Source organism: Pseudomonas sp. B424 (assembly GCF_055408345.1).
In genome coordinates, this window is the sequence record NZ_JBUZTL010000014.1 from 89,420 (window position 1) to 101,778 (window position 12,359).

The following is a 12,359-nucleotide window of genomic DNA, read 5'->3' on the forward strand; positions in this document are numbered from 1 at the left end:
TGCAAGGATGTTACGCCGCACCGCACCAAAGCCCGATCCCCAAGGATGACCATGACCGCCATCAACACCCAAATGCCCCTTGTGCCGGGGCGACTCGAACAAATGTCGACCCGTATTGCCTTTTTCATTGCCGGTTTTGGCCTCGCGGCCTGGGCCCCGCTGGTGCCTTATGCCAAGGCGCGGGCCGGGCTCGATGAAGCCACCCTCGGCCTGTTGCTGCTGTGCCTGGGCGCAGGCTCGATCCTGGCGATGCCCATCGCCGGTGTTCTGGCCACGCGCTTTGGCTGTCGCCGGGTATTGATCGGCGGCACGCTGTTGATCTGCCTCGCACTGCCGCTGCTGGCGACGGCCAGTTCCATGCCGTTGCTGGTCGCGACGCTCTTTGTGTTCGGTGCAGGGCTGGGCGCCGTCGACTCCACCGTCAACCTGCAAGCCGTGATCGTCGAGCGCGCCAGCGGGCGCAATATGATGTCGGGCTTCCATGGGCTGTTCAGTGTCGGCGGGATTGCCGGCGCGGCCGGTGTCAGCGCGCTGCTGGCGCTGGGCCTGTCACCCCTGTGGGCGATTGTGGTGGTGATTGTGCTGATCCTCGCCGCCCTGCTCAAAGCCGCCCCGCACCTGCTGCCTTATGGCAGTGAAAGCAGCGGGCCGGCATTTGCCGTGCCCCACGGCGTGGTGCTGTTTATCGGTTTGCTGTGCTTTACCGTGTTCCTGGCCGAAGGCGCGATGCTGGACTGGAGCGCCGTGTTTTTGACCACCGAGAAAAGTATCGGCGAAGCCTACGCCGGGCTTGGCTATGCCGCGTTCGCCCTGACCATGACCGCAGGCCGATTGATGGGTGACACCATCGTCAGGCACCTGGGCGCCCGGCGGGTGATTGTATTGGGAGGCGTGTTTGCTGCCACGGGCATGGCCCTGGCGACGCTGGCACCGAACTGGGAAGTTGCACTGCTCGGTTACGCACTGGTAGGCGTGGGCTGCTCCAACATTGTGCCGGTGCTTTACACCGCCGTCGGCAAACAGACCGTGATGCCGGAAAACATCGCCGTGCCGGCCATTACTACCCTGGGGTATGCGGGGATTCTGGCAGGGCCTGCGGCCATCGGTTTTATCGCCCATGCCAGCAGCCTGAGCAGTGCCTTTTTGCTGATCACCGCCATGCTGGTAGCCGTAGCCATCAGCGGGCGGATATTGCGGGTTTAGACGCCATGCCCTCGCTCTGACCCTCTCTCGCAGGGAGAGGGTCAGAGCGCTTTTGGCTCAGAACCCTACGCTGGCCTGCACAAAGAACGTGCGCGGCTCGCCCAGGTAAATCCCGGAGTTGTTGTCGCTGGAGCGGGTGTAGTACTCCTGGTTGAACAGGTTCTTGATCCCCGCGCCCACCTTGAGGTTCGACGCTTGCGGCCCGAAGTCGTAACCCACGCGCGTGCTCCAGGTTGCATAGCCCGGGATATCACCGTACTGCCCGTCCGGGGTCGGATCGGTGATGTAGACCCCGCCGGTGCCCGGCGCATGCTGCTGGGACTGGGCGAACATATCGACGTTGTACGTCCAGCGATTGACCACATAACGCGCGCCAAGGTTGACCACTTGCCGTGAGTACAGCGGCAGGTCGCGGCCCTTGAAGTTCATGATGTCCCCTTCAGCCGTCGCCTTGGTGTAGGTAAAGCCCGCATTCAGCGACAACCCGTCAAGGCGCGCGTCCAGTGCCGACATGTCGTAGTGGACCGACGTTTCCAGGCCCTGGTGCTTGGTCGCCCCCAGGTTGGTCCAGCCCACATCGTTGCTGACGTATTGCAACTCGTCGGCAAAGTCGATGTAGAACAGCGTCACTTCACCGCCCCACACGCCATTGTCGTAGCGCGTCCCCAGTTCGTAGGTCTTGGCTTTTTCAGGGCGCAGGCCTGCCGCCGTCGCATCGCCGACACCGCCCTGCCCCAGCTGGAAGTATTGCAGGCTGCCGAACGAGGTTTCGTAGTTGGCAAACAGCTTCCACGCGTCCGAGAGGTGATACATCACGCTCAGCGCCGGCAGGGCTTCGCTGCTGTCGATGCTGCGCTTTTTCTCAAGCACCGGCACACCGTTGTTGCCCAGTACCGGACGGTCGTGCCAGTTGGTGCTGATGCGCTCGAAGCGAATGCCCGGGGTTACCGTCCAGTTGCCCACGTCGATCTTGTCGTCGATATAGAACGAGTTGGCTTCAGTACCGCCGGTGCGATCCTGGTACGCATGGCCGTCGGCACCAGGTCCCGGCACTGGCACGTTATTGACCAGGTAAACCTGGCTGGCCTCTTCATGCATCGCCTCTTTGAGGTAGCGATAACCCAGGCCGACTTCCTGGGTGACCGGCCCCAGCGTGAACACATGGGACACCCGCGGCTCGATGCCGAAAGTGTGGTAGCTGCGCGGGTACGCCGCCAGGGTTTGCAAGTTGCGCGCAGCAATATTGCTGCCACGGAAGCTGTCGGTGTAATAGGTCAGGACTTCAAACTGGGTCTGGTCGTCAATCTGGCGCAAGTACTTGAAGGACACATCCTTGCGGCGCCCGGTGAAGCTGTCATAGTCGCGCACCGACTGGTACGGGTCTGCATCGAACTGCTTCTGGGTCAGACCGCCGGGCATGTCCGCCGTGGCATCGTAGTAGTGGAAATTGAGCGTGAAGTCATCCTGATCGGTGGGCGCCCAGTGGGTTTTGAGCATCACGTCATCGATATCGTTGTCATTGTTGCGGGCCCGGTAGCCGTCGCCCTTGACCCCGGAATACAGCAGCGCAGCCCCCATGCCGTTGTCAGCCGTGCCGCCCACAAATGCCGACTCAATGTGCTTCCAGCCACCGCGCCCGGAGGTCTCCAGCGTGGTGCCGACTTCGCCCTGGAAGGTTTCAGGAATGGCCCGGGTTACAAAGTTGATCACCCCGCCCACGTTTTGCGGTCCGTAACGCACCGAGCCCGCACCGCGAACCACATCGATACTGTCCAGGTTGCCCGAGGAAATCGGGGCCATCGACAACTGCGGCTGGCCATAAGGTGCGAACGCCGCGGGAATACCGTCGATCAACACGGTGGAGCGCGGCGACAGGCGCGAGGTCAGGCCGCGTACGCCGACGTTCAGCGAGATATCACTGCCGCCGGTGCCGTTGGACGCTTGCACCTGCACCCCGGGGATGCGCTTGAGCACATCGCTGACGTTCATCGCCCCCTGCTCGATCATCGCCTCGCGGCGCACCACTGTCCGGGCACCAGGGTGGTTCTGCACCACCGCGTCATTGGCATCGCTCAACCAGTTGCCGACCACCTTTACATCTACCGGGCCCAGTTCCAGCGGGCCGGAAGCAGCGGCACTGACCGTTGGCGCAGCACGCAGGGTCACGGCATCGCCATTCAATTCGTAGCTCAGGCCACTGCCTTGCAGCAGCAGGGCCAGGGCCTGCTCGGGCGAGAGGTTGCCATCGACCGCCGGGGCCTGCTTGCCAGCCACCAGTTGCGGGCTGAAAAACACCTGCAGCGACGTCTGCTGGGCCAACTGGCTCAGCGCAGAGCCCAAGGGCTGGGACTGGATATGGATAGCACTCGACGGGGATTCGCCGGCAAACGCACAGGGCATCGCAGCACTGACCGCCAGGGCCAGGGCCAGCGGCAACCAGCGGGCCCGGGCAACGGATGATGGAGTGCTCAAAGGTGTTTCAAGCGAGGAAAGTCGCCCACGAGGATTGTTATTTTTCACGTCGAGTCTTGCCCTGTAGATCGCACCTGGGTGCGACTGTTAATGCAAACCAGTTGCAGTTGATCTAGAAGACGAAGAACTCGAAAAAAACCTGAACCTGTTCTGGCGTTATTTTCTGGAGACTATTTCCTGGCTGCCGTCTGCACGGGTTCTGATGGCCACTGGCAGGATCTGCGGCAAGGCCTTGAGCAGTGCATCGGTGTCATCGGTTTTAAACACGCTGGTCAGGCGCAACCGGGCCAGCGCAGGCGTGCTCACGTGCAGCGGCTTGTCGCGATAGCGCGAGGCCTGGGCGGCCACCTCGCCAAGGCTGGCGTCATTGAACACCAGTTGCCCCTTGCGCCAGGCCGTCAGCGCCTGGGTATTGACCGGCTGCGCGGCGGCCACCTGGCCCTGGGCATCGACCACAGTGCCCAGCCCCGCCGTCAGATTGACCACGGCATGTGAATCATCGCCCTGCACCCGGACATGCCCCGACTCCACCGCAACCCGGGCCTGGTCGCCCTCGCGCAACACATCGAAGCGGGTGCCGGTTACCGTCACCTGACCGGCGCCGGCCTGTACCACGAAGGGCCGGTCCGGGTCATGGGCCACGCTGAACATGCCCTCGCCCTGCTCCAGTTCGACACTGCGCTGCTGACGTTCGAAGTGGACGCGTATTCGGCTGCGGCCATTGAGTTCGATGGATGAACCATCGGGCAAGGTGACGGTGCTGCGCTCGCCCAGCGCCGTGGCAAACTCTGCGTGATAGCCCGTAAACGATTGCAGTTGCATCCATACACCCGCACCGGCTGCCACTGCGATGACACTCGCAGCCAGCCCGTAGGCCAAAAACGGTCGACGCTTGATTGTCGGGGAAGGAGCATCGCACAGAGCCTGCAGCCGGGCCTGGGGCAACAGGTCTGCGGCGGACCACAAACTGGCCAGCCACTGATACTCCACCTCATGGCAGGGGTGTTGCGCACGCCAGGCGTCCAGTTCGGCCTGCTCGGCCACGCCCAGGGTTTGCGCTTGCGCCCGCGCAAACCAGGTCGCGGCGGCGTCGCGCACGCAGTCGCTGCCACAGGTACAGTCACGCGTATCCATCATGCAGTCCTTTACCGATGTCATCACGGAGCCTCCACCCGTTCACGCAGGTGGCGCAGGGTGCGGATCATATACTTTTCCACCATGTTCTTGGACAGCCCCAGGCGTTCGGCAATCTCGGCCTGGGTCAGGCCTTCGATCTTCTGCCAGACAAAAACCTTGCGGCAATTAAGCGGGAGCTCCTGCAATGCCCTTTCGACCGACTCAGCCAACTGGATAGCGCGCATGTACTGCTCCGGGTCGCCGGTTTCGGACGAACTTGGGGGAACGGCTGCCTGCTCCTTGGCGTCGCGTAACTCTGCACGGCGAAAACCGTCCACCGCGATATTGCGTGCAGTCTGATGCAAATACGCCCGCGGCAACTGCACCGCATCCGGGTTGGATTCGAGCACGCGGACAAAGGTGTCATGGGCAAGGTCTTGCGCCTGCTGACGATTGCGCAGGCGCCGGGTCCAGGTTCCGATCAACTCTTCGTAATGTTCAAAGAAGCCCGTTCGACGGGGCACTTTCTGAGTCATCGCACGGGACTACAAAGGTGGGGCGCGAATAGTAATGCTTCCTATTAAAGGCAGCAATCATTGCGACGCCCCCGGGTTACCCCCCTTACATCCCAGCCTTGGCCAACAAGCGTTTTTCCACCTGACTGGCGCCGCCAAATCCGTAGCGCCGGGCAGTCAGTACACCCACCAGACCCATCAGCGCGCAAAACACCACGCACACCCACGGGCTCCATGGCATCAGCGCGATCAGCAACAACGGCGTGGTGCTGGCCCACAGTGCGTAGGCGATGTTGTAGGTGAAGGAGATCCCCGACACCCGGATCGGCGCCGGGAACAAACCGACCATCACCGACGGCACTACTCCGACAATCCCGCAAGTCAAGCCGGCGAATGCGTAGGCCAGGCCCGGCAACGCCCACTGGCCCACCAGGCTGGCGTAGAGCAAGCCGATCCCCAACGGCAGCAACAGGCTGTACAGCACGATGCTGCGCCATACGCCAATACGGTCCACGATCAACCCGGCCAGCACGCAGCCAATATTCAAAAACACGATGCCCAGACTGCTCAGGGCAAAGGTATGGCTGGCGGTCATGCCAAAGCGCTGCTGCATCACGGTTGGCGTGATGACCACAAACACCACCACGGCACTGGTCAGTACACAGGTCAGCAGGGCTGCCGGCAGCAATGAGGCACGGTGATCGCGCAGCACGGTGCGCAACGGGAACTCGGCCCGGCCCTCACGCTGGTCACGCAAGGCCAGGAACACCGGGGTTTCGCTGAGCCAGCGGCGCAACCACACGCCAATCACGCCAAACACCCCCCCTAGCAGGAACGGAAAGCGCCAGGCGTAATCAAGGATTTCAGCCGGGGTAAACAGTTGCGCCAGCAATGTGGCCGTCAGTGCGCCCAGCAAATAGCCGAACGTGAGCCCGGCCTGCAAAAAGCCCAACGCATAACCACGGCGACCGGCCGGGGCATGCTCGGCGACAAATGCCCAGGCGCTCGGCACTTCCCCGCCCACTGCCGCACCTTGCAGAATCCGCAGTGCCAACAGGATCAACGGGGCGAAATAACCGATGTCGGCGTAAGTGGGCATGATCCCGATCAGCAGACAAGGCAGCGCCATCATCAGGATGCTCAGGCTGAACACCCGCTTGCGCCCCAGATGGTCGGCAAAATGCGCCATCAGGATCCCGCCCAGCGGCCGCGCCAGATAGCCGGTCACGAAAATCCCGAAGCTTTGCAGCAGACGCAACCATTCGGGCATATCCGGCGGGAAAAACAGCTGGCTGAGGATCAGGGCAAAGAACACAAAAATAATGAAATCGTAGATTTCCAGCGCCCCGCCCAAGGCTGCAAGGCCCAGGGTTCTGTAGTCGGAGCGGGAAAAGCGCACTGTTGTGGCTTGAGTATCAGCAGACATAAATAGGCTCAATGTGAACTGGACACGCCTATGCTGGCGCTTGCGGTCGAGGGCGCGAGCATAGCAAATCCTGTGGAAACGACTGGCAAAACCTGTGGGAGCAAGCCTGCTCGCGCCCACAAAGCCCCAACAGGCAACTATCCCGGCCACCCCCCTCCCAATGCCCCAAACACATCCACCAGCGACAACGATACCTGCGCGGTGCTGTCCACCAGCGCCGCTTCATTGGCCAGCAGCGCGTTTTGCACGGTCAATACGTTCAGAAAGTCCACCGTTCCCTGGACGTACTGTTGATGAACGCTGTCCAGAGCCCGCTGGCTATGCACCACAGCCTGCTGCAGGCTGTCACGCCGGCGCTGGCCGGCCTGATACGCCACCAGCGCATCGTCCACCTCGTGCCAGGCACTCAATACGGTTTTTTGATACGCAATACCCGCCTCCTGCTGACGCCCCTCCTGCAATTGCAGGGCCCCCTGCAAGCGCCCGCCTTCAAACACCGGCACGCTCAACCCCGGCCCGAACGCAAAACTGCGCGAGCCCCAACTGCCCAGATCCGAGAGTTGCATGGCCTGCAACCCCAGGCTGCCAGACAAGGTAATTCGCGGATAAAAATCAGCCTCGGCCATGCCGATTGCAGCCGTCGCTGCATGCAGTTGTGCCTCGGCACGGCGGATATCGGGACGTCGTTGCGCCAACTCGCTCGGCAAACCGATCGGCACGTCCGCACCATAGGCCGGCACTGGCGCCACTGCGCTCAATTGCTGCTGCAAGGCCCGTGGTTCTCGGGCCAGCAGCATGCTCAGGGCATTGATCAATTGCGCACTTCGCTGCTGCAACGGTGCCATGCGCGCTTCTATTTCGGCCACTTGGGCGGCGGCTTCCGACACCTGCAAATCGGTGGCCACGCCCTCTTTGAGCTGCAATCGGGTCAACTCCAGGCTACGCCGGGCGATCTGCAGGTTTTGCTCCACCACCGCCAGTGCCTGTTGCGTGCCGCGCAGTTGAATATAGTGTTGTGCGGTCTGCACGATCACCAGTAACTGCACACCGTGACGGTCCTCTGCCGCCACCCGCACCGATGCATCGGCCGCTTCGACCGAACGCTTGACCCTGCCCCACAGGTCAGCCTCCCAGCTGAAACCCAGACCGCCATTCCACAGGTTGAACGCCTGCTTGCCGCTATGACCCGAAGGATCATTCAAGCCCTGCTGGCTGTTGCGGCCGCGACTGTAAGCCGCCGTAGCGCCAACCTCGGGCAAGGTGTCGGCATTTATCTGACGGCGTATCGCCAGGCTCTTCTCCAGGCGGCTGGCAGCCAGTTGCACATCAAAATTGCTCTGTTGCGCCTCGCGCACCAGGGCCGACAATTGCACATCACCAAAACCGTCCCACCAACGCGGGTCTACAGCCGACTCAACGGTCCGGCCATGCCCCGCTTCAGCGGCCACAGGCGCCCAATGGGCTGCCAGCCCGGGCACGGGGGGCTGAAAGTCCGGGCCCACCACGCAACCACTCAGGTTCAGCACGCTGTAACAGGCCACAGCCCAAACCAATGCATTGTTTTTCATCGTGCGCTGACCTGCTGATCGTGAGCCGCCGTGTCGATGGACGCGTCCACCGACATGCCGAGGCGCAATTGGCTGGCCAGCAACTGCCCTTGATCCAGAGTGACTTTCACTGCAATGCGCTGCGCCACCTTGGTGAAGTTCCCCGTCGCGTTATCCGGAGCAATCGCCGAGAACGTCACACCGGTAGCCGGCGCAATGCTGTCGACGGTGCCGTGCAGGGTCTGGCCGGGGAAGCTGTCGACCTTGATCGTCACACGCTGCCCGGCCTGCATATTTGTCAGCTGGTGCTCGAGAAAATTGGCCATCACATAGGCGTCGGCCAGCGGCACAACCGCCAGCACCGTATCGCCGGGTTTGACGTAAGCGCCCAGACGCACGCTGCGCCGACCCACCACACCGTCAAAAGGCGCCATCAGTTGAGTGTGGGACAAGTCCAGTTCGGCCCTTGCCTGCAAGGCCTCGGCATACTGCACCGACGCTTGCGCGGCAGTGGCCTGGGCGGCCAGCACCCGGGTTTGCTGGCGGGCGGCTTCCAGCGCGGCCTTGTGTTGAGCCAGCTCGGCCCGGGCGATCAGCGAGCGGTTTTTCGCCTGCTGGGAATTTTGCAGCGTGCCTGCGCCCTGACCCGCCAGATGTTGATAGCGCTGCAACTCGTGCTCGGCAAACTCGACCTGCGCCAGATCCGCATCGACCGTAGCCTTGGCCTGTTCGATCAGTGAACGCTGTCGTTCCAGCATCGCCAGCGCATTGGCCTGTTGTGCCTGCGCGGTAGCCACGCTGGCTTGCGCGGCTTGCACGCCAGCCTGATAGTCCTGCGGATCAATGCGCGCCAACAACTGCCCGGCCTTGACCGGCTGGTTGTCCTGCACCAGCACTTCGTCGATAAAACCGGCGACTTTGGGCGCGATCAAGGTGTAATCGGCGCTGACAAACGCATCATTGGTGCTCTGCACGGTTCCCGTCGCGAACACCAGCCTCCACAGCCCGTACAGCACGATAACTGCCAGCACACCCGCACCGACCATGACCCAGGGTTTGCGCCCGTTTGTTGTACTCATTTCACAGCTCCAGCAGGTGTGCCCGGCGCGTAGATCCGCGTGGGGCCAAAAGGGATTAACACAATCAATAAAAGCGCCAGGGCGGCCATGTACAGATAGAGATCGGCAGACGTCAGCACCACCGCCTGCTGATGAACCCGGCGCGCCAGATCGGTCCCGGTACTGACCAGCGGCGAGCTGCCCAGGCGATCGAGCAACATCGTTGAATGGAAGTGCTCGCGGTTGAGCGTCAACACGCCCAGCACACTGCCCGCCGCCACCGCCGAAAAGCCTTTGACGGTATTGAACCAGGCCGAGGCAAAGGGGCCATCAGCCGGGTTCAGGCCGCCCGTGGCCAGCATCAACAGCGGGATCACCGCCATTGGCTGGGCGATGATTTGAATCGCCTGCAACCCGTAGAAGTTCTCGCGACTCCACAGCGAAGTCACCTGCGAGCCGATGCCGCACGCCAGCGCCAACAGCGCCAGGCCAATAGCCAGCACCCAGCGGCAATCGACCCAGCGCAGGTTGCACAGCGCGACCACCAGCGGCAGCGCAATCAATTGCGGCACCGCCACCAGCAACATGACCGGCGCGGTTTCGAGGGGACGATAACCCTGCACCTGGGCCAGATAACTGGACGGAATTTTAATCACCGCCAGCAACACAAACAGCACCCCGCCCAAAGTCAGCAATGCGTGGGCCAGGTTGCGGATTTTCAGCAGTTGCAACTTGAAAAATGGCAGCGGGTGCGACCACTCATTGATAAAAAACAACACCATCAAGGCCGTGCCGCCGACAATAAAAAACCGGATCATCGGCGACTCGAACCAGTTCATCCGCTGGCCCAGTTCCAGCCCCAGCACCAGCATGATCAGGCCCGGCAAGCCGAGCAGCAGGCCGCGCCAGTCAAACTGTTTGAAGCGTTCCAGACGCAATGGATCCTGGGGCAACCCCCATGCCACGCAGGCCATCGCCAGCAGGCCCAGCGGGATGATCTGCCAGAACGCCCATTGCCACCCGGCGTACTCCACCCACCAGGCGGACAGCGGCGTACCAAAACTGGGGCCGAACGTGGCGGTCAGCGCGTAACTGCCCAACCCGTACAGACGAATGCCCGGCGGCAAGAAACGCAGCGCCACCGACATCAGCATCGGCGGCAATGCACCCCCGGCAAACCCCTGCAAGGTGCGCAGCAGCATCAGCACATCGACATTGGGGGCGAACGGGCAGAGGATGCCCAACAGCAAAAAAGCGCCGATGGCCCACAGGGTGAAGCGGCGCAAAGAGAAGGTGGCTGCACACCAGGGCGCGAAGGCCATGGCGCTGATGGATGTGGCCGAATACACCGCCAGCAGCCAGGTACTTTCGTCATAGCCGATGCCCATTGCCCCACGAATATCGGGCATGGCCACCTTGGTTACATTCTCGTTGAAACCCGAGACCAGCACCGCCAGCAGTACCCCCAGCAGGCCGGTGAAAATACGCAGGCCAAATGCCGTGCTGATGACAGGTGCAGGTGCGACCAGCGCCGTCACACCCGGGCTCCTGACGTCAAATCACGTCCATGTTCAAACCGCCAATGCATGGCTGACTCCGTCGTCTAAGTAGTTGACGGAAAGTTTAATCAGCTCCCATTGCTATAAAAATTGATAAATAGCTAACTGTGGAGTGCGCCGGACGCAACAATCATCAAAGCCAGCGTTTATGGGGCATTGTGGGAGCGGGTTTGCTCGCGATGCAGGCAACGCGGTCTGGCAGGCAAGCCAGCTCCCGCAGGTTTGGCGCCGCCCACAAAATTCGCATCAAACCACCGCGTTATCGCAGAAAGTCTTGAGGGTACGGCGCAGCCAGCGGTGGGCATGGTCGTTGTCCAGGCGCGGGTGCCAGGCCTGAACGATTTCTACCGGTTGCAACTGGATCGGCAGCTCGAATGGACGCAGCTTGAGGCCTAGTGGCTCAAGGGTCTTGAGCAACACCTGAGGCATCAACGGCAAGATCAGATCAGCGCCAGCCAGGGCAAAAATCGCCGAGTAGAAGGTCGGCGTAGTGAACGACACACGTCGCTCCAGCCCCTGCTCGGCCAGCAGCGTGTCAATCGGCCCGCGGGCATGGCCCCGGCGGGACACACTGATATGGTCAAACCCGGCAAACCGTCGGGTCGTAATGGGCTGGTCGAATATGGGGTGCCCCTCGCGCGCCAGCCCCACAAAGGGGCACGTGAACAGCCGTTGTACCTTGATATCCGAACTGAAGCGGTTAGTGGCGCAGATGGTCAGGTCAATGCGCCCTTCGTTCAGCGCTTCATCATCGGTAAAACCTTCGGGCACTACCCGCAAGGTGGCCTTGGGCATTTCCAGGGCTATTTGCTGGCGTAAAGCAGCACCATAAACGCCAAAAAACACGTCATTGGCGCGAATGCTGAACGTACGCTCCAGCTCCCGTAAATCACTGTCCTGGCTTTGGGTGAATATCCCGTGCGCCAACTCAACCACGCCACGCACCTGCTCACGCAACTCCAGTGCCCTGGGTGTGGGGACAAGCCCACGGCCCGAACGCACCAGAATAGGGTCATTCAAGACTTCACGGATTCGGGTCAAGGTGCGGCTCATGGCCGGAGCGCTCAGGTTCATGCGCCGGGCAGCGCCCACCACCGAGCCTTCTTCGAGCAAGACATTCAAAGCAACCAGCAGATTCAAGTCAGGTATTTGCATGGGCCAAAGGGTATCGGGTAACGCATGGCGTGCCTAGCCGGCTTGCCATGCACCATTGTTGCGCATCAGGTAAAACAGTTTCGCGCACACTTAGCTAGCTAACTAAGTTAGCCATTGATACATTGCCGCCCGTCAGGTTGATGCCTGACGCTCTCTTTGGTTGAGATTTTTGGCCATTACCCGATCCCCATGACGGTAGTGGCCTTTTTTACGTCTGCCCCCTCCTCGCCCCCTCCTGGAGCCATCCCAAGTGGTGGACCCGCCTAACCTGAACTACGCTGGCAGCCCAAACCATCACAACGGTTGGG

Annotated in this window: 9 protein-coding genes; 1 reads left to right on the forward strand and 8 read right to left on the reverse strand. The window is 61.7% G+C overall.

What is annotated here, in order from left to right:
* Positions 1 to 51 precede the first annotated feature (51 nt).
* On the forward strand, positions 52 to 1,203 hold the full coding sequence (locus ACZRMS_RS16835; RefSeq protein ID WP_463996179.1) for an MFS transporter: 1,152 nt from the start codon (positions 52 to 54) through the stop codon (positions 1,201 to 1,203).
* A 57-nt stretch (positions 1,204 to 1,260) separates the two neighbouring features.
* On the opposite strand, the gene ACZRMS_RS16840 is transcribed toward ACZRMS_RS16835, so the two are convergent.
* The 8 genes from ACZRMS_RS16840 to ACZRMS_RS16875 form a co-directional block, all read right to left on the reverse strand.
* Positions 1,261 to 3,675, reverse strand: coding sequence for a TonB-dependent siderophore receptor (locus tag ACZRMS_RS16840; RefSeq protein ID WP_463996180.1), 2,415 nt, complete (start codon positions 3,673 to 3,675; stop codon positions 1,261 to 1,263).
* Between the two features lie 156 nt (positions 3,676 to 3,831).
* Positions 3,832 to 4,809 (reverse strand): FecR family protein, encoded by a 978-nt coding sequence (locus ACZRMS_RS16845; protein ID WP_463996181.1) that lies wholly within the window; start codon positions 4,807 to 4,809, stop codon positions 3,832 to 3,834.
* Between the two features lie 23 nt (positions 4,810 to 4,832).
* On the reverse strand, positions 4,833 to 5,327 hold the full coding sequence (locus ACZRMS_RS16850) for a sigma-70 family RNA polymerase sigma factor (protein WP_463996182.1): 495 nt from the start codon (positions 5,325 to 5,327) through the stop codon (positions 4,833 to 4,835).
* A gap of 85 nt (positions 5,328 to 5,412) precedes the next feature.
* Positions 5,413 to 6,732 (reverse strand): MFS transporter, encoded by a 1,320-nt coding sequence (locus ACZRMS_RS16855; RefSeq protein WP_463996183.1) that lies wholly within the window; start codon positions 6,730 to 6,732, stop codon positions 5,413 to 5,415.
* Between the two features lie 137 nt (positions 6,733 to 6,869).
* Positions 6,870 to 8,300, reverse strand: coding sequence for an efflux transporter outer membrane subunit (locus tag ACZRMS_RS16860; RefSeq protein ID WP_463996184.1), 1,431 nt, complete (start codon positions 8,298 to 8,300; stop codon positions 6,870 to 6,872).
* On the reverse strand, positions 8,297 to 9,358 hold the full coding sequence (locus ACZRMS_RS16865) for an HlyD family secretion protein (RefSeq protein ID WP_463996185.1): 1,062 nt from the start codon (positions 9,356 to 9,358) through the stop codon (positions 8,297 to 8,299). Before ACZRMS_RS16865 ends, ACZRMS_RS16860 begins: the two co-directional genes overlap by 4 nt.
* Entirely contained in the window at positions 9,355 to 10,875 is a 1,521-nt protein-coding gene (locus ACZRMS_RS16870) for an MFS transporter (RefSeq protein ID WP_463996186.1), read from the reverse strand. The genes ACZRMS_RS16865 and ACZRMS_RS16870 overlap by 4 nt, the downstream gene beginning before the upstream one ends.
* A 267-nt stretch (positions 10,876 to 11,142) precedes the next feature.
* Entirely contained in the window at positions 11,143 to 12,051 is a 909-nt protein-coding gene (locus ACZRMS_RS16875) for a LysR family transcriptional regulator (protein ID WP_463996187.1), read from the reverse strand.
* Positions 12,052 to 12,359 lie beyond the last annotated feature (308 nt).